This is a genomic window from Spirosoma flavum, assembly GCF_042686045.1.
Lineage (GTDB): Bacteria > Bacteroidota > Bacteroidia > Cytophagales > Spirosomataceae > Spirosoma > Spirosoma flavum.
In genome coordinates, this window is the sequence record NZ_JBHUOM010000002.1 from 609135 (window position 1) to 627778 (window position 18644).

Annotated in this window: 12 protein-coding genes; 4 read left to right on the plus strand and 8 right to left on the minus strand. The window is 48.1% G+C overall.

Annotation, left to right across the window (positions count from 1 at the left end; all coding sequences use genetic code 11):
- The first annotated feature begins 8 nt into the window (after positions 1 to 8).
- The gene (locus ACFS25_RS08020; RefSeq protein WP_381498394.1) at positions 9 to 1328 is read left to right on the plus strand and encodes a PQQ-dependent sugar dehydrogenase; all 1320 of its coding nucleotides are present in this window, start codon (positions 9 to 11) and stop codon (positions 1326 to 1328) included.
- Positions 1329 to 1442: 114 nt separating this feature from the next.
- Here the strand turns inward: ACFS25_RS08020 and ACFS25_RS08025 are convergent, their stop codons facing one another.
- The gene (locus ACFS25_RS08025; RefSeq protein WP_381498398.1) at positions 1443 to 3101 is read right to left on the minus strand and encodes a hypothetical protein; all 1659 of its coding nucleotides are present in this window, start codon (positions 3099 to 3101) and stop codon (positions 1443 to 1445) included.
- Positions 3091 to 3693, minus strand: a complete 603-nt coding sequence (locus ACFS25_RS08030; protein WP_381498401.1) for an RNA polymerase sigma factor — start codon at positions 3691 to 3693, stop codon at positions 3091 to 3093. Before ACFS25_RS08030 ends, ACFS25_RS08025 begins: the two co-directional genes overlap by 11 nt.
- 177 nt (positions 3694 to 3870) lie before the next feature.
- Between ACFS25_RS08030 and ACFS25_RS08035 the strand changes: the two genes are divergently transcribed.
- Positions 3871 to 4575 carry an SGNH/GDSL hydrolase family protein gene (locus ACFS25_RS08035; protein WP_381498404.1) on the plus strand — a complete coding sequence of 235 codons (705 nt, stop codon included), beginning with the start codon at positions 3871 to 3873 and terminating at the stop codon, positions 4573 to 4575.
- 67 nt (positions 4576 to 4642) lie between these two features.
- Here the strand turns inward: ACFS25_RS08035 and ACFS25_RS08040 are convergent, their stop codons facing one another.
- From ACFS25_RS08040 to ACFS25_RS08060, 5 genes are all read right to left on the minus strand, one after another.
- Positions 4643 to 5824 carry a glycoside hydrolase family 88 protein gene (locus ACFS25_RS08040; RefSeq protein WP_381498406.1) on the minus strand — a complete coding sequence of 394 codons (1182 nt, stop codon included), beginning with the start codon at positions 5822 to 5824 and terminating at the stop codon, positions 4643 to 4645.
- 184 nt (positions 5825 to 6008) lie between these two features.
- Positions 6009 to 9122: an efflux RND transporter permease subunit gene (locus ACFS25_RS08045; RefSeq protein ID WP_381498409.1), complete on the minus strand. Its 3114-nt coding sequence runs from the start codon at positions 9120 to 9122 to the stop codon at positions 6009 to 6011.
- Positions 9123 to 9202: 80 nt separating this feature from the next.
- Complete coding sequence (locus ACFS25_RS08050) at positions 9203 to 10357, minus strand: efflux RND transporter periplasmic adaptor subunit (protein ID WP_381498412.1); 1155 nt, start codon at positions 10355 to 10357, stop codon at positions 9203 to 9205.
- 401 nt (positions 10358 to 10758) lie between these two features.
- Positions 10759 to 11388 carry an NUDIX hydrolase gene (locus ACFS25_RS08055; protein ID WP_381498414.1) on the minus strand — a complete coding sequence of 210 codons (630 nt, stop codon included), beginning with the start codon at positions 11386 to 11388 and terminating at the stop codon, positions 10759 to 10761.
- Positions 11389 to 11453: 65 nt separating this feature from the next.
- Positions 11454 to 13070, minus strand: coding sequence for an NAD(P)/FAD-dependent oxidoreductase (locus tag ACFS25_RS08060; RefSeq protein ID WP_381498415.1), 1617 nt, complete (start codon positions 13068 to 13070; stop codon positions 11454 to 11456).
- A gap of 259 nt (positions 13071 to 13329) precedes the next feature.
- Here ACFS25_RS08060 and ACFS25_RS08065 point away from each other — a divergent pair, with 259 nt between their 5' ends.
- Positions 13330 to 15324 carry a glycoside hydrolase family 88 protein gene (locus ACFS25_RS08065; protein WP_381498418.1) on the plus strand — a complete coding sequence of 665 codons (1995 nt, stop codon included), beginning with the start codon at positions 13330 to 13332 and terminating at the stop codon, positions 15322 to 15324.
- A gap of 51 nt (positions 15325 to 15375) precedes the next feature.
- Here the strand turns inward: ACFS25_RS08065 and ACFS25_RS08070 are convergent, their stop codons facing one another.
- Positions 15376 to 17061, minus strand: a complete 1686-nt coding sequence (locus ACFS25_RS08070) for a GMC oxidoreductase (RefSeq protein WP_381498421.1) — start codon at positions 17059 to 17061, stop codon at positions 15376 to 15378.
- A 218-nt stretch (positions 17062 to 17279) separates the two neighbouring features.
- Here ACFS25_RS08070 and ACFS25_RS08075 point away from each other — a divergent pair, with 218 nt between their 5' ends.
- Complete coding sequence (locus tag ACFS25_RS08075; RefSeq protein ID WP_381498424.1) at positions 17280 to 18488, plus strand: acyl-CoA dehydrogenase family protein; 1209 nt, start codon at positions 17280 to 17282, stop codon at positions 18486 to 18488.
- Positions 18489 to 18644: the final 156 nt, after the last annotated feature.

Here is an 18644-nt window from a genome sequence, read left to right on the forward strand (position 1 = left end):
ACTCAACGATGAAAACACCAACGCTTTTCCTCACAGCTACTACGCTGTTGGCGGCTGTATTGGCTTGTAGCCAGAAAAAAGAAGCTAATCAAACGGGTGAGGTGGTAACTACTGCCGACACCACGATTAGCTTGCCTGCTCCATATGCCACAAAATCAACCCAAAATTTTAGTAATGTAATTGGCTGGCCGGCTGGCAAAACGCCTTTGGCCCCAGCGGGCTTCACTGTAACTGAGTATGCCCGCGATTTGGCGAGTCCACGCTGGTTATATGTTGCGCCCAACGGAGATATCTTTGTTGCCGAATCAAATACAGAGCGCAAAGGACCTAAAAATGCTGTTATCAGTGCTGTAACCGGAAGGGATAAATCTGAGCGTACAGCCACCAGTGCTAATCGAATTACGCTCCTTCGTGACACCAACAATGATGGAAAACCTGATTTACGCGAACCCTTCCTGACCGGCCTGAATCAGCCTTTTGGGATGTTAGTGCTAGGTAACAGTTTTTATGCAGCCAATACAGACGGGTTGATGCGCTATGACTACAAACCTGGCCAGACGAAAATAACCGCGCCTGGCAAGAAAATTTTAAGCCTTCCTGCCGGAGGGTATAACAATCACTGGACACGCAATCTACTGGCTGGTCCGGATGGAAAGAAAATTTTTATTACGGTTGGGTCGGGTAGTAACGTGGGTGAGCATGGGCCGGAAAATGAAATCCGCCGGGCAAATATCCTGGAAATTAATCCCGACGGAACTGGTGAGCATATATACGCCAGTGGACTGCGTAATCCCGTTGGTATAGGATGGCAGCCAAAAACAAAGATACTTTATGCGGCTGTTAACGAAAGAGACGAGCTAGGCGATGACCTTGTACCCGATTATATGACAAGTGTGAAAGAGGGCGCATTTTACGGTTGGCCGTATTCGTACTATGGTCAGAATGAAGACCCACGTCGGAAAGGTGAGCGTCCTGATTTAGTGAAAAAAGCTATCGTTCCCGATGTGCCGCTGGGCGCGCATACGGCCTCGCTGGGATTGGCCTTTTATGACAAGACAGCTTTCCCCGAAAAATACCGAAATGGTGCGTTTATTGGGCAGCATGGTTCCTGGAATCGTTCGCAACTGTCTGGCTATAAGGTTGTTTTTGTTCCATTTGAGAATGGAAAGCCTGGTAAGCCAGAAGATTTCCTGACGGGATTTGTGGCCGGTAAAAACAAAGATGTATATGGGCGACCAGTTGGTGTAACTGTACTGCCCGATGGATCGATGCTCGTAGCCGATGATGCCTCTGGGCGAATCTGGCGGGTGGCCGCGAATAAACAGTAAGTAAACGAGTGGTGTAAGGTTCGAAAACCTGATACCACTCGTTTGAACAGGCAAGGGGGTGAAGTCGTAAACATTACGACTTCACCCCCTTGCCTGTTTTTTAACTATTCTTTTCTAAAACTGGTATAATACCCGCGCTCGTAAGCCGAGTGTTGTATGATTCTGCCAGTTAGGATCATTCTCAGACTGCATAGGCAAGGTTAGTACTGGACTGGTTTGTACAACCCAATGGCGATGCTGCCATTCTATACCGGCACCCAGTGCAAAACTGTTAATCAGTGCAAAAGGCCGATCGTTATTGGGGACTATGAATTCATCAAATCCACGTTTTTGTGGCATGAATACGGGACAGTAGTACGTTACATTTTCTGAGCTTCTTATATTTAGAGACGTACCGATAGTTGGCAATAACGACAACGTTTGGGTAAGTGGGATTCTGTAGCCGAAGGAAACGGGAATCTGTAAACGAACGGTTTGAGTATTGATATTTAGAATGTCACGTCTGGGGTCGATAGAATGGGCAAATTCCTTCCGGAAATCCCGGCGTGTACGTACGTCGAAATCATAATCGTTTATAAATATACCGTTGTAGGCCGCCTGATTAAGCCCGACACCCACTGTCACATGCTTGCCAATCAATATTTCGGTAAACACACCGGCACTCAACACATGAGAGGCTACTTCACCACCCACACCCGCCCGGAATCGGGTAGCTTTCTGGTTTATTGGCTGGCTAGCTGGTGCCGCCTTCTCAACAACTGCCGCAGCGAGCACTGGTTCAACGGCCACCGCCCGTACTGGTCGTATATTTTTTGCCCGTTGGGCAAGCCTGACAGTCCAATTGATAGTTGGTGTTGACATTGGCAGGCTATTCACGAGCTCATAATTGGCCGATGTAGAAGTCTCGTCTTTCTCATTAACTGATTCAGGCTGTGTTGGTGTCGTTGCCGTAATTGCATTTGTTGTTGGGATATTAACAGAATTCGTTGGAACTGCCTGCTTGTTTTTAATTTCCCGACCTGCTATATATTCGCCTTTCGACCCGCGTTGTCTGGCAAGCTGACGGACTGATTTAGTCGTTGCTATCGAAGAGTTATTGGCTTCTTTATTAACTACACTAGAAGGAGTAGAAGGTGCACCATACGCGTCTGTTTTTGAGTTATAGGTTGTTGAATTTTCTGATTGATCAGGTTGAATTTTTGATGCTGATGGGCGATCAGTCGTTGCATACCGTTGTTCGGTTGTTTTTTCTGAACGCTCAATTACACGCTCTTCTTCGGGCCGTACCGACTGAGATCGTGAAGGCACAGCTACATTACGGGTTATATAAATCGTATCGCGTTGGCGCGGAAGGGCTGCGTAGTTTTCAGACGATGCCGTAGGCTGTTGACCTGTCTGAGGACGTACCCCTTGTGATCGCGTTAATTCGGGAGCGTTAGTTTTTGACGCCACAAGATCAGGTTGCCCCAGACTGGTCTGGTGCGTTGGATGCTTATTTAGTTGGCTAATCGTCTGGCGCAGATTATTAATTTCGCGTCGTTGCCAGAAACTAAAAGTTACCAGCACAACCGTGCTAATGGTGGCCGCGGCCATCAACCAGGGTTTGGCTGCCCACATGCCACCACTAAAGGGTTGGCCAGTGGTAGGCGAACCGGGCTGAGGAATTCCCGTTTGCAGTGAGGCCTGCATCCTGGTCCAATCTTTTTCGGAAAATTCCGGCCGAATACTTTCCAGTTTTCGCCGGATAATATCGGTAAATCGGTCAGTTTTCATGATATGGAATAGAGGCTGTCGAGCCAGTTTTAATGTAGTGAGCTTGTTTGATGAGTTGTTGTAATTTCTGCCGGGCACGGGCAAAATTAGAGCGCACTGTAGCTTCGTTATGACTTAATATGCCGGCAATTTCGTGGAGACTGTACCCATCTACAACGTGCATCATAAACACCGTTCGGTACGTTGGACTTAGCTGCTGTACTAAGCCCAGAATCTCCTCAGCCGCAATCTGATCCACTACATCTTCATCGCAGGCAACTTGTTCGCCCGATTCCAGCGAAGCATGTTGTTCAAACCGATGATTTTTCCGGTAATGGCTAATAGCTGTGTTTACTAAGATCGTTCGCAGCCAGGCTTTGAAGGGCAACGTTTCGTCATAGCTGTCTAAATGTTGAAACGCTTTCAGAAACCCTTCGTTCAGCACATCTTCAGCTTCTTCAACGCTTGAGGTATAGCGCAGGCAGATGCTCTTGGCATAACCAAAGAATTGCTTGAATAACGTTCGTTGCGCACGAGGGTCATTGGTACGGCAAGCCTGAATGACGCTCAGTAGGTCATGGTCGGCGAACGGAGACGATTTTCGAAAAAACAAAGCTTGGTCGGATTTATGTAAATTACTCCTGACTACAAACAGACTACGCTTTTCTAACGCATAACGTTGCAGCTATCATTCAGGTTATTAACTATTTTTTTTGATCACTGCCACACTTATAGGCGTCAGTACGTACTGGCAACAAATGGGTTTACTCACCCCATTTGTTGTTGGCTAATGAAAGTCTTGGTAATTGGTGACGAACATACCTATGGCTATGGGCTGTCGACCGGAAATCTTAGTTATATAGGTCATTTTATTCGGCAAATTGGTCGTGCCGGGCGGGCAGTCTCCGTGGAAGCGTATGCCCATCTAACAATGGCACAAACGATCTATACGCTGGCTCAGCTGCCGTTGAATCGGTACGATCTTATTATTCTTCAACTCGATTATACATTAATTCAGGGATCTTCCTCACAACTGGCTGGTTCGCCACGTATATTGATACCTGTACTTCCGGATTTAGCTCACTCTCCTAAGCCAACTGCTCAGCCAACATTCGGTAGTCACATACGGGCCATTGGTAAAGCCTTGCGCTCATTTGTGTTGCCACCCCAAGATCTTTCACCAGTGTCGCTATTGCTCAATCAATTAAAGCCTTACCGGCATAATGTACTGTTACTAACGCCCTTTTCGCATCAGCAAGTGTTAAGTCGATGGATGCGAAAACGAAGCCGGGCCGTGCTATTGCGAGAAGCAGAGAGACGTTTGATTAGCGTTTTTGATACTGATTCGGTGATCCATCCACGAGAGGAGTATTTTTTGCCGAATGATAACGAGCACTTGAGTTCCATAAGTCATGAGTTATTGGGGCGGTCGTTATTTGATTTTTATCAATCTGCTCCAACTATCGTTACGATTCAGGCTATCCGAAGGGAATAAAAAAGGTGGTGTCAGGTTCTGAAACCTGACACCACCTTTTTTATTCTTAATCCTGATTTTTGTTGACCTACGACCGAAATTCCGGTTTTCTATGCAGCGTGTCGTAGCGAAGCAGAGCTTCCAGATAATAGTAATCGGCATAAATGATGGGCGTATCAACTTCGCTTTTCTGGGGTTTGTGTCCCACGCTGTGTTTCAGAATGAAATTATTGTTCTCGCCTAAGTTGGCTTTATATGTCGGGCTGGATAAACTCTCCAACATCTTTACCGCCGATTGATAATAGATTTTAGATGACGGGCCACCGTATGTGCATAATTCAAGTAGAGCCGAAGCCGTGATAGCACCCGCTGAGGCATCCCGCTCTTCATTCGGAATGGCTGGCGCGTTGAAATCCCAATAAGGAATCTTGTCGGTGGGTAAGTTGGGGTGATTCAGGTAAAAATCGGCAATGTGCCGGGCGTGGTCCAAATACTTTTTGTCTTTCGTTTCTCTATACATGACCGTGTAGCCATATAATCCCCAGGCCTGACCCCGTGCCCAGGCCGAATTATCAGCATATCCCTGCGCCGTTTTTTTTGCCGTTACTGTGCCGTCTGGATTATAACAAACGACATGGTAACTGCTGTAATTAGGCCGATAATGGTTTTTCATCGTGTTGTCAGCGTGAGTTACTGACAGGTTATAAAAATCCTTGTTGCCCGATGTCTTAGCTGCCCAGAACAAAAATTCCAGATTCATCATGTTGTCGATAATGACAGGGTAATCGTACGTCTGAAATTTATTCCATGATTTAATCACACCAACTTTGGGGTCAAATCGGGTTGCCAGCGATTTGGCACCGGTTAATAAAATGGGTGGATACGTGGCATTTTTCGTGAGTCGATACCCGTTCCCAAATGGGCAATAAAGCATAAAGCCAAGGTCGTGTGTACCGGTATTGCCTTGTTCCTTCGCTACCGCCATTGTCCACTTTTGGGCGGCTTCTTTCAAAGCAGGGGCTTTTGTTCGTTCGTATAAGTACCAGAGTGAGCCGCCAAAAAAACCGCTACACCACCAGTCTGAAGACATATTACGGACAGTTCCGTCGGGGTTAGTTGACTGCGGAAATTTAGTAGTGTCCGGGTGTGATTTCAACATTAGAGCATATTGCTGGGCGGCAAAAGCAAATTCATTGTCAACGTTAATGGGTTTTTGGGCGATGGCAACCTGCACTAGTAAAAACAGACAAACAGAGAGATAGCGTTTCATACGTATTTTATATCGGGAAGCAGGCCATTTATAGGTGGAAGACTGGCTCGCTAACACTCTAAGTAGAAAGCTGGCGATTTTTAACTAAGCGAAGACTTTTTAGACGAATTATTTCCTTTACTAACGAGACAGGGGTGATCCAATTTATTGGATCACCCCTGTCTCGTTAATGTATATCTAGTTTTTAAGCATGCAGTTCCAGTTCTTCTGGTTTTACATCGTCTTTCTTCTGTATTTCAGGCTCCACCTGACCATCTTTTCGACGACTCATGTAGGTATAAATAACGGGAACGACATAAAGCGTCAGAATAAGGGAGAACATTAGCCCACCTACAATAACGATACCGAGTGGAATTCGACTTTTCGAGGCTGAACCCAGCGCGAGGGCGAGCGGCAAAGCACCAAAAGCAGCCACAAGCGTAGTCATTAAAATAGGTCGTAGGCGCAGAGCCGCTGACTCTGTCGCGGCTTCAAATTTATTTTTACCCGTTAAGCGCTGCTCATTAGCAAACTCCACAATCAAGATACCATTTTTAGTTACTAATCCGACCAGCATGATGATACCAATCTGACTGAAAATATTCAGTGTTTGGTTAAACATCCAAAGCGAGAGCACGGCTCCGGCGAGGGCAAGTGGTACGGTAATCATAATGATAAGCGGATCGATAAACGAATCGAATTGCGCGGCTAGTACCAGATAAACAAGGATAAGCGCCAATCCGAAAGCAAACAGCGTATTGGAGGAACTTTCGGCATAGTCGCGGGAAGGGCCGGAAAGAGCCGTTTGGAAACTTTCGTCGAGGGTTCTGGCGGCAATAGCCCGCATGGCTTCTACACCGTCACCAATGGTTTTGCCGGGCGCTAGCCCTGCCGATACCGTCGCCGATTTAAACCGATTAAAGTGATACACCTGTGGTGGGCTGCTGACTTCCTGAAATTTCACCAGGTTATCTAACTGAATCAATTGCCCCTGGCTGGAGCGAACATAAAACGACGCTAAATCAACGGGAGCGTCGCGGTCGGCCCGGTCCACCTGCCCAATTACCTGATACTGCTTTCCATTCATTAAGAAGTAAGCCAAACGCCGGTTACTGAGCGCCAATTGCAGTGTTTGGGCTACATCCTGAACCGAAATACCAAGGTTTGTCGCCTTTTCGCGATCGATACTAATGTTCAGTTCGGGCTTATTGAATTTCAAATCAACGTCGGAGTTCTGAAACGTAGGATCTTTCTGTACTTCGTCTAAGAAGAGTGGCAGCTTTTCACGAAGCTTCTCAAAGTTAAGATTTTGAAGTACAAACTGCACCGGTAAACCACCGCCCCGTCCAACCTGAATCGTCTGATCCTGAGTGGCAAACATCCGGGCTTCGTTGAACTTTTTGAGGTTTTTGGTTATGTAATCCACAATGTCCTGCTGCGAGCGTTTTCGTTCGCTGGGATCACTCATGTTAATCATGACAAAGGATGAGTTAACAGCCCCCGCGCCCGAAAACCCTGGTGCTACAACGCTAAAGGCCAGTCTTGTTTCAGGAATGGAGTCGAGAACAAACTGCATTACCCGGTCGGTGGTGGTGGCCTGTGACTCATAACTGGTGCCTTCGGGTGAGGTAATCGCGATACGGGTGCGGCCACGGTCTTCGAGAGGAGCTAACTCAGACTTGAGCAATGATCCCAGACCGAAGATTAACAGCATACATACGCCAATCATAACAAATGCCCACCCCCGCCGACGCATGAAACTATCGAGCGAATCGCGGTACGAGTTGTCTAGCCAAGCGAAAAATGGTTCTGTTTTCCGATAAAACCAGGAGCGTCCATGATTTTTGCTCGTTAGCTTTACACTTAACACCGGAGTTAACGTAAGCGAGACGAAGGCTGAAATTAAGACCGCTCCAGCCACCACAATGCCAAACTCCCGGAACAACCGTCCGACGAAACCTTCAAGAAAAATAATGGGCAAAAACACAATGGCCAACGTGATTGATGTGGCTAGTACGGCAAAGAAAATCTCGTTAGAGCCTTCCCGTGCTGCCTGCTTGGTCTCCATGCCCTGTTCTATCTTCTTGAAAATATTCTCCGTCACGACAATGCCATCATCAACCACCAGGCCCGTAGCCAGAACGATACCCAGCAGGGTAAGTACGTTGATACTAAAATCAGCCACGTACATAATGAAAAACGCACCGATGAGCGACACCGGAATGTCAATCAGTGGCCGGAACGCAATAAGCCAGTCGCGGAAGAAGAAATAAATAACCAATACCACCAGCACGAAGGAGATAAGCAGCGTTTCGCCCACTTCTTCAATGGCTCGTCGAATAAATATACTGCGATCAATGCCAACGCTAACAATAATATCGTCGGGTAGATCTTTTTTTAGTTGATCGAAGCGTTTGTAAAATTCGTCGGCAATACTAACGTAGTTGGCACCAGGTTGCGGAATCAAAACCAGAATAACGCCTACTGCGCCGTTCTGTTTTGAAAGGGTTTCTTCATTCTCTGCGCCCAGAGTTGCATAGCCTACGTCCTTAAAACGCACGATCTGATTACTCGTTTGCCGTAGAATTAAATTGTTAAAATCATCTTCAGTTGTTAGACGCCCCACGGCTTTTACCGTTAATTCGGTGTTGTTACCATACACTTTTCCGCTGGGCAGTTCAACGTTTTGAGCTGTTAGTGCATTCTGAATGTCCTGCGTTGTCATCCGATAAGCAGATAACTTGATGGGGTCAATCCAGAGTCGCATCGCCTGACGTTTCAGCCCGTAGATGTTGGCCTGACTTACACCAGGAATCGTTTGCACCCGCTCCTGAAGCACATTCTCGGCGTAATCTGATAATTGTGTCGGGTTGCGCGTAGTGCTCTGAACCGTCATGAAAATAATCGGTTCAGAGTTAGCATCGGCCTTCGTTACCACTGGTGGGGCATCGATATCCTGCGGGAGTTGCCGCTGTGCCTGGGCTACCTTGTCTCGCACATCGTTAGCGGCCTGTTCCAAGTTCGCATCAAGATTAAACTCGACCGTAATGGTACTGGCACCAAGCGCACTATTGGAGGAGATTGTCCGAATGCCTTCGATGCTGTTCAGCGATTTTTCGATGGGTTCGGTAATCTGCGACTCAATAATATCGGGGTTTGCCCCGGTATAGTTTGTCCGCACCGAAATTACCGGCGGGTCGATAGCTGGGTATTCTCGAACGCCCAGAAAAGTGAAGCCAATAATCCCAAAAAGAACAATGATGATAGACATCACCATGGCAAAGACCGGTCGGTTCAGGCTAAGTTCGGGGAGACTCATAGTGGTTGAGTTTGTGTTTTTTCGTTTTGATTTGTCACTCCTCCATTGGTAGGTAGCCAACGACAAACCATACCTTTATATCAATTAGTGGCTACTTTCAACTCATTACCCGGCAACGATATAACTTTACCAACTTTAACCGGTCCATCAGGTTTGAGAAACAACAACCCGGTTGTTGCCACTGTGTCACCCTTTTGCAAGCCCGATAGAATTTGGATTGTGCCTGCCGTCCGAAGGCCAGTAGTCACATCTTTAAACGTGGCTTTACCATTTTTAACCACAATGACCTGATTGGTTCGGGTTTGTGGAATGACCGCCTGCGTTGGAACGACCAAACTCTGCTCGTTTTGAATCGTTAATGTTACACGGGCGAACGTACCGGGTCGAAATAGCGGTTGTCCATTGCCAGCAGATCCATTGTTAACCCGCGCCCGAATGCGAAGGTTGCGCGTTTGCTCATCCACACCCGGCTCAATGGCATATACAACCCCTTGACTGGTTTTTCCACTTCCATCTACTAAGAACGAAATCTGGCTTCCATTGTGCACGGATGCCCCATATTTTTCGGGAATGGAAAAGTCGAGCTTAAGGGATGATATCTGTTGAAGTCGGGCAATGAGTGTACTGGGTGATACGACAGCCCCGTTACTAACGTTACGGAGGCCAATTACACCAGAAAACGGTGCCCGAATTTCGGTCCGTTGCAGGTTCGCTTTTACCAACTCAATATCGGCCAGTGATGAGCGCAGGTTAGTCGTAACAATGTCATATTCCTGTTGGCTGATACCACCCCGTGCCAGCAATTGTTTATTTCGCTCTTCGGTACGCCGGGCATTGTCGGCCTGTGCCTGAAGTTTCTGAAGTTGTGCCCTTAGGTCAGTGTCGAAAAGCTTAACTAGTAAGGCTCCTTTGGCAACGGGCTGACCCTCCTGAATGTTGAGCTGGATGATACGGGCCGAAATTTCAGGATAAATATCGACCTGCTCGGATGCCAATAATGAGCCGCTGGATACGACATCTTCCCGAAGCCGTTGCGATATGACCACGAAACCATTCACGCTGGCTGGTGCGCCACCGGCCATGCCGCCCTTGCCGCCACCCGACCCTCCTTTAGTGTCTGATCCGCCTTTGCCACCACCTGCCGACGCACCCGGTGCCGGGTGTAATACTTTGTTGTACACAATTATCCCGCCGAGTATTAGGACGACGAGACCGATAGCAATCCATCTTTTCACAGGAAAATATTTTGCAGGAAGGACGTTAGTTTTTAACGGTCGAATGACCGTATTTGTTCTCTTACTGCAAAGCTATCAAGGTTGGCGACTATATCAATCGGCAGATAGCTGAATATGAAGGGATTTTGCGAGAATTATTTGCGTTGATATGAAGAATGTATTCAGCTTCGTATCCGTAAAAATGCTCATTTCTTTGACGATACTTTTAGTTGACTTTTATCGGTTTAGCAAGCTCATGCGATGGTAATGAACTGAATAGCTTCCGTAGATGATGGTATGCTGACGGACGTAGATAAAAGACACTTTCAGGAAGTACTTATAGCCGACTACGAAAAGAAAAATGCACCCCGTAAATGCAATGAAAAGTTCCGGACCCGAGACACTGATTCAGGGTCGGGGATTTACGAATCCATGACCATAAGTAACTCGCTAATCATCATGGCTGTAGCGCCCCAAACACGGTAGCCCTGAATCTGATAAAACGGCGCATCAATCATTGTTCCGCGGACCTCAATCTGACTGTCGCCAACGATGGTTTCATCTAACAACGTATCCAGACTTACTTCGACAACCGCTTCGACCTCGCGTGGGTCGGGGTAAAAGTCCGGTCGGTAAGGCAGCACACCAACAACGGGCTGCACGTAGAAATTGCTTGGTGGAATAAAGAGCTCCGTTAGTAATCCCAGCACTTTTACATCAGATACCCGGATGCCAACTTCCTCCTGAGCTTCACGAAGAGCCGTGCGGGTCAGGTTTTCATCGATTCGCTCAATTCGTCCGCCCGGAAACGCCATCTGCCCGGCATGAACACCGTCATACTGGGGTCTGAGAATCAGGGGTAAATAAATTGAGTGCTGATAGGGATAAAAACAGATCAACACCGCACTTCGGCGTGTTCGCTCATTTGGTTTAATGCCGAGTCGGTAGCGGGAAGCCGATGCCATTTTTTGATGGGCAGTTTCGCCCGGTAGCGGCTTCTGCAACCGTTGACGGAGATGTTCAGTGAAGGTATGGAAGCTGGTGTCAATCATTTATATCATTCGTTGGCATTGATAGTCATTCGTTGACATTAACTGGTAATGATAACGAATGACGGTCAATGACTATATAGTTTCACTAATTCTTCTGCACATCGTTCGCCATCCATTGCTGCCGAAACGATGCCACCGGCATAGCCCGCGCCTTCGCCACAGGGAAACAATCGCCGAACCTCAACGTGCTCACATGTTTCGCGGTGTCGAGGAATACGCACGGGTGACGATGTGCGACTTTCAACGCCAATCACTTGCCCGTCGTTGCTCAGATAACCGCGCATCTTTTTACCAAAATCGCGCAAACCCTGCCGCAATGGTTGCGTAATATAATCGGGCAATACATCGGCCATATCGACTGAGGCCAGTCCAGGCTGGTAGGATGTTGGTAGTAGCTCAGCTGAGATACGCCCATCCACGAAGTCGGCGATGCGTTGCGCCGGAGCTGTTTGTCGGCCATCACCCATTTTGCAAGCCCAACGTTCGAGGTCCTGTTGGAGAGCCAGCCCTGCCAGCGGTCCCTCATCGGCATAAGGCCGCAGATCATCGTCAGCGATAGCCACAACCAAACCCGAGTTTGCGAATTGCGAATCCCGACGTGATGGCGACATACCGTTAACTACTAATTCGCCCGGAGCGGTTGCCGCCGGGACAATAAAACCTCCCGGACACATACAAAATGAAAAAACGCCCCGGTCTACCCCCTTAAAACGTGTTTGCGACACTAAACTATACGAGGCCGCGGGTAGATAATCGCCCCGGCCCAGAGTAGAGCGGCCCACATTGGAGGAACTGGGCAGATGGTACTGAAATTGATCAATCAAACTCTGCTGATGCTCAATGCGAACGCCCATAGCAAAAGGCTTGGCTTCGATACGAACATGGCGCTTGTGAAGCAGATAGAATATGTCGCGTGCCGAGTGGCCCGTTGCCAGGATAACGCCAATGCCAGTCAACTCTTCGCCGTTGGCCAACACAACGCCTTTTAACTCATTCGGGCCAGATGTAGCTCCGGTCAGAATCAGGTCTGTCACTTTGGTATCGAACCGAACCTCGCCCCCGGCATTCAGGATTGTCTCGCGGAGGTCGGTTACTACGTTTGGAAGTTTGTTGGTGCCGATGTGGGGGTGAGCCTCTACCAGAATCTGCTCAGTTGCTCCGTGTGCAACAAAAATTTCTAAAATACGCCGAACGTCACCCCGCTTTGTGGAGCGCGTATAGAGCTTACCGTCGGAGTAGGTTCCTGCTCCGCCCTCACCGAAGCAATAGTTCGATTCAGGGTTGACAATATGGTCTTTATTAATGGCCGCTAAATCGCGTCGGCGGGTACGAACATTACTGCCACGCTCCAGCACGATGGGCTTTATGCCTAACTCAATCAGCCGAAGAGCCGCAAACAACCCCGCTGGTCCGGCACCCACGACAATTGCCTGTGGTGACTGACTAACATCAGTTTGTGGCTTTCGGTACTGGATGAGTGGGGGAGGGATTTCACCGGAAAAAACTTCAGCGTCAACCATCACTCGAACGTTTCGGTTGCGCGCATCAATCGATTGTCGGCGTTTACGCACCACCACATCGTCGGTGTCGGGCAATGAAAGGTGGCTTAATGCCTGGTCCCGGAAAGCTATTTCGTCCAGGGCGAGTTCGGGTGGGAGCGTAAGTGAAAGCTGGTGAATCATCGTCAAAAAGGCCGGTTCGGTCCGTCGTTACGGCTACTCGGCAGATAACAACTTACTGTCTTACTAGCTAGAGCTAGCAATGACAGCGCGAATTGAATAACAGGAAGACAACGGTTTGGGTTCTTTTTAGGCGATTTCGGTAGTATTTGCCAAATCAACGGCAAAGTGTAGTTTCGTCTGAGCACTTCTCTTGTCTGAGATTAAAGTAGAATTTGGCCTAAATGTGCTATCTACATTACTAAACAAGAAGAAAACGACGATGAAATTTAGTCTTTTCGGTTATCTGTTGGTCTTCAGCCACTTTATATCGGCGCAGTCAACTGCCAATCAGCCCGACCGCGATACGCCCTGGTCGCAGCGCATGGTTGCAACGATCATGACCAACAATGCTGATTCGATTGCTTACGTAAAAGAAGGTAAAGATGCCCATTGGGAGTATGAAATGGGGGTTATCTTACAAGCTGTTGAACAGGTATGGTATCGGACCGCCGATGATCGATATTTCCAATATATCCAGAAAAACATGGATCGGTATGTAACCGCTAATGGCGACATCCGAACATACAAAATGGATGATTACAACATTGATTTTGTTACACCCGGTCGGTCGTTGTTGATGCTTGCCCAACAATCATTACCCGGCAACGAAAAATACCGCAAGGCCGCTGACCTGCTTCGCAAGCAGATAACGCAACAGCCCCGCACAAAAGAAGGTGGTTTCTGGCATAAAAAACGGTATCCATATCAGATGTGGCTCGACGGATTGTACATGGCTGAACCGTTCTATGCCGAGTATACCAAATTATACGGACGGTCCTCTGGAACGGAGACTAAAGATTTCGATGATATTGTCAACCAGTTTGTATGGATGGAAAATCACGCCCGTGATGCGAAAACGGGCTTGCTTTATCATGGATGGGACGAGAGCCGGGAGCAAAAATGGGCGAATAAAGAAACGGGTAAATCGCCAAATTTCTGGAGCCGGGCAATGGGTTGGTACGTAATGGCCCTTGTCGATGTGTTGGACTATATTCCACGGTCGCACCCGCGCCGGAACGAATTAATCACGATTTTACAGCGCACTATTCCTGCTATTGTGAAGTATCAGGACCCGAAGTCAGGCTGCTGGTATCAGGTAACAAACCGGCTAGGCGACAAAGGAAACTACCTCGAAGCATCGGGTACGGGCATGTTTATTTACTCAATTGCCAAGGGTGTGCGGCTGGGTTACCTGCCCATGTCGTTGCTGGCTTCTGCCCGAAAAGGGTATGATGGCATGTTGAAAAATTTCATTTCTACGGATGCTAAAGGCTTGATTCACTTGGAGAAGACAGTTCTTGTAGGTGGTTTGGGCGGCACACCTTACCGTGATGGTAGTTATGAATATTATCTGAGTGAACCGCTGCGTCAGGATGATTTGAAAGGTGTTGGTCCGTTTATTATGGCCAGCGTCGAAATGGAGATAGCACGGCCCGGTGATCCGGCTGAAAGCAACGTTGGGAAAGGGAAAACAGTAGCCGTCGATAACTACTTTAATCACGAGTTCCGTAAAGGTATTTCGGGTGAACAGGAGCCGTTTCACTATACCTGGGACGACCGTATGCATTCCGGTTTTTTCTGGTGGGGCAGCATCTTTCAAAATCTGGGGGCTAAAACCGCTACGGTTTTGGGTGCGCCAACAGCCGCTTCACTGAAAGGCGTGGATGTATACATTATCGTTGACCCCGACACCCCAAAGGAAACAGCTAAACCAAATTATATTAACGATGCCGACATTAATGCAATCGCCAGTTGGGTGCAGGCGGGGGGTACGCTGGTGCTGATGGCCAACGATACATCTAATTGTGAGCATATTCATTTCAACCGGCTTGCCGCTCGGTTTGGGATGCAGTTCCTTCCCAAAAATCGCAATATGGTTCAGGGAACGCAGTGGAATCAGGGTACAATTAGCCTACCGGCTGGTAATCCTATCTTTCCTAAAACGAGAACGGTTTATATTAAAGAGCTGGCGCCAATCGATATAAAAGCCCCGGCTAAAGCTGCCGTAACCGATGGGGGCGATGTGATTATAGGCGTTGCCAACGTTGGCAAGGGAACGGTCTTTGCCGTTGGCGATCCCTGGCTTTATAATGAGTATGTAGATGGTCGCCGAATACCGGCCAAATTCGAAAACTTTCGGGCAGCTAAAGAACTGGCAACCTGGTTATTAAACCAGGCAAAGACTGCCTCGAAATCGGCCACAAGTAGGCGGTAACGAAATAGTGGAACACGGGTTGAACAGACAGATGACCCATGTTCCAATCAATTACAACGCCAACGCTTTCAATTGCTTTACGGCATAATTGGCGGCTCTTGCCGTGAGCGCCATGTAAGTTAGAGAGGGATTTTGCGTACTAGTCGAGGTCATGCAGGCTCCATCGGTCACAAATACGTTTTTGCAATGATGAAGCTGGTTCCAGCGGTTTAGTAGCGACGTTTTAGGATTAAGTCCCATACGAACACCGCCCATTTCATGATTTTCACTGCCGGGCAATCGCCCGGTGTCTTGTGTGCGAATATTTTTGAAACCGGCCTGCGTGAACATTTCTGTAAACTGCTCGAAGAAATCCCGGAGAATTTTCTCGTCGTTCTCATCGTATCCCACCGATACCTGCAGTTGCGGAATGCCCCAATTATCTTTCAGCACCGGGTCGAGTTGTACCGTACTACTGACTTTGGGAATAGTTTCGGCCATCATCGCCGAACCCACCTGCCAATCGCCCAAGGTAGTGTTTAACAGACTCTGTTTCAGCGACGAACCGATATCTGCCTGATTTTGAACGGTCGCTCTCGACGCGTAAAATGAAGACGCATATCCACGCAGAAAATCGGTTTCCTGCTTAAACACGTTTCGAAACCGGGGAATATAGCTGCTGTTTGGTCGGCGACCGTCTGTTGTGAAGGCGTCAAAACCTTCATAAGAAGCCGAAATACGGCCCCGGTAGCTATGAAAGGCCATATATTTGCCGAGTAATCCGCTATCGTTTCCCAACCCGTTCGGAAACCGGCTGGAGATTGAATTTAGTAAAATCAGGTTAGTATGAAGCGCCGACGCATTCACGAAGATGATACGGGCAAAATAGTCCGTCAGCTGCTGAGTATGAGTATTAATTACTCGTACACCCGTTGCCTTATTACGCGTTTCGTCGTAGATAATGGAGTGCACGACAGAATCGGGTTGTAGGGTGAGCTTTCCCGTACGCATTGCCCAGGGAATAGTGGAGGCATTGCTACTGAAATAACCACCGTATGGACAGCCTCGCTCGCACAGGGTTCGATGCTGGCACCGCGCCCGGCCCTGTTGAAAATGAATAGGTTTGGGCTCTGTCAGGTGAGCCGCTCGCCCAATAATAACGTGCCGGTCGGAATAGTGTGCGGCTACCTGTTTCTTGAAATACGTTTCAACACACGACATTTCGTGTGGCGGTAGAAATTCGCCATCTGGTAAGGTTGCCAGTCCGTCTTTGTTGCCGGTGATACCTGCGAATTTCTCCACGTGGCTGTACCAGGGGGAAATGTCGGCGTAGCGGATAGGCCAATCGACGGCAAATCCATCGCGAGCCGGGCCTTGAAAATCAAAATCACTCCAACGTTGCGTTTGTCTTCCCCAGGTCAGCGAGCGGCCACCCACCTGATAACCATGCATCCAATCAAACGGCTTTTCCTGCACGTATGGCTGGTCACTGTCTTTAGCAAAAAAGTGCCGCGTATCTTCGTGGAAGGCGTAATTCCGGCTAGCGATGGAATATTCCTGCTGTATGTGAAGCGGAACTTGTCCCCGGTGTTCTAATTCCCAGGGGTTTAGGTTGGCGGTGGGGTAGTCGGTAACGTGGCTCACTTGCCGACCCCGTTCCAGCAATAAGGTGTGTAGCCCATGTTCGGTGAGTTCCTTTGCCGCCCAGCCGCCACTAATGCCTGAGCCGATAACAATGGCATCGTAGCGATCCGTCATATGGGTACGGTTTTCAGGCTATCGGTAAGTAAATTAGCCATGTATGGAAAAGCCTGTAGGATCGATTTTTTAACTATGTAAAGTTGCCTTTCCTGATTATCAATTTTCTGTACAGGTATGGGCTTACAGTCAATTAAGTCAAGGAATTACTTACTTAGGCATATTGACAAAAAAACAGTACATTAGTAACAAGCCCTAACTTTTCGAGTTAATCCCCTATGCAAGCTCCTTCCTTAACTCCGCCCCGGAATAAGGTTGACTCGTTCGAGTCGCCCGATTTCTACTGTCTCGATGACTTACTAACGGCCGAACATAAATTGGTCCGGTCAGCTGTGCGAAATTTTGTTAAACGCGAGATTACCCCCATTGCCGAAGAGTATGCCCAGCGTGCTGAATTTCCTCGGCATCTCGTGTCTAAATTCAGTCAGATAGGGGTATTTGGTGCCACTATTCCGGCTGAATATGGTGGAGGAGGACTTGACCAGATTTCCTACGGCCTGATGACGCAGGAAATTGAACGGGGCGATTCAGGGTTGCGCTCGTGTGTGTCGGTGCAAAACTCATTAGTAATGTACCCAATATGGGCTTTTGGGTCAGAAGTCCAACGACAAAAATATTTGCCCCGGCTGGCCAAGGGCGAATTGCTTGGATGCTTTGGCCTCACTGAAGCCAATCACGGCTCTGATCCCGGCGGTATGGAAACCAATTTTATTGAGCGTAGTGATTATTATTTGCTTAATGGCTCGAAACTATGGATTACCAACGCTGACATTGCCGACATTGCCATTGTGTGGGCCCGAAATGATCAGGGTAAAGTTCGGGGGCTGATTGTAGAACGAGGAATGGAAGGTTTCTCGACTGCCGAAATAAAAAACAAATGGTCTCTACGGGCCAGCAGCACCGGCGAACTGATATTTCAGGACGTGCAAGTGCCGAAAGAAAACCTTCTGCCCGAAGCCTTTGGCCTGAAAAGTGCCCTGAAATGTTTAGAACAGGCTCGATATGGCATTAGTTGGGGCGTGTTGGGAGCCGCTATGGAATGCTACGAAATCGCCCGGCGCTATTCGCTGGAACGCATTCAATTTGGCAAGCCGATTGCCAGTTTTCAGTTGGTACAGAAAAAACTGGCTGAGATGCTAACCGACATTACACAGGGCCAATTAATCTGCTGGCGGCTCGGGATGCTTAAAAACGAAGATAGAGCCACAACGGCGCAGATTTCTATGGCTAAGCGCAACAACGTTGACATGGCTCTTCGGGTTGCCCGTGAAGCCCGCCAGATTTTGGGAGCTATGGGTATATCGGGCGAGTATCCAATTATGCGTCACCTGATGAATCTTGAATCGGTTAGCACATACGAAGGAACCCACGATATTCAACTGCTAATTTTGGGCGCAGAAATTACGGGTATTCCCGCTTTTAAATAAAAATGTTTCGTTTAGAACCATACCAAAGCCGCTTTGAACTATTGCCGTGGTGTGGTTCTAAACGAAACCGCTGATAAGAATTTGTGCCGTTGGTAAACCGGAAAAGACAGGCAATAAAAACTGTATTATGGCGGGTAATGTGTTCTTCGCCTGAAT

Bases quoted from the DNA above. Each gene is read 5' to 3' on its own strand.
- ACFS25_RS08020 (WP_381498394.1), top strand. From the start codon at position 9: ATGAAAACACCAACGCTTTTCCTCACAGCTACTACGCTGTTGGCGGCT.
- ACFS25_RS08025 (WP_381498398.1), bottom strand. From the start codon at position 3,101: ATGAAAACTGACCGATTTACCGATATTATCCGGCGAAAACTGGAAAGT.
- ACFS25_RS08035 (WP_381498404.1), top strand. From the start codon at position 3,871: ATGAAAGTCTTGGTAATTGGTGACGAACATACCTATGGCTATGGGCTG.
- ACFS25_RS08040 (WP_381498406.1), bottom strand. From the start codon at position 5,824: ATGAAACGCTATCTCTCTGTTTGTCTGTTTTTACTAGTGCAGGTTGCC.
- ACFS25_RS08045 (WP_381498409.1), bottom strand. From the start codon at position 9,122: ATGAGTCTCCCCGAACTTAGCCTGAACCGACCGGTCTTTGCCATGGTG.
- ACFS25_RS08055 (WP_381498414.1), bottom strand. From the start codon at position 11,388: ATGATTGACACCAGCTTCCATACCTTCACTGAACATCTCCGTCAACGG.
- ACFS25_RS08060 (WP_381498415.1), bottom strand. From the start codon at position 13,070: ATGATTCACCAGCTTTCACTTACGCTCCCACCCGAACTCGCCCTGGAC.
- ACFS25_RS08065 (WP_381498418.1), top strand. From the start codon at position 13,330: ATGAAATTTAGTCTTTTCGGTTATCTGTTGGTCTTCAGCCACTTTATA.
- ACFS25_RS08070 (WP_381498421.1), bottom strand. From the start codon at position 17,061: ATGACGGATCGCTACGATGCCATTGTTATCGGCTCAGGCATTAGTGGC.
- ACFS25_RS08075 (WP_381498424.1), top strand. From the start codon at position 17,280: ATGCAAGCTCCTTCCTTAACTCCGCCCCGGAATAAGGTTGACTCGTTC.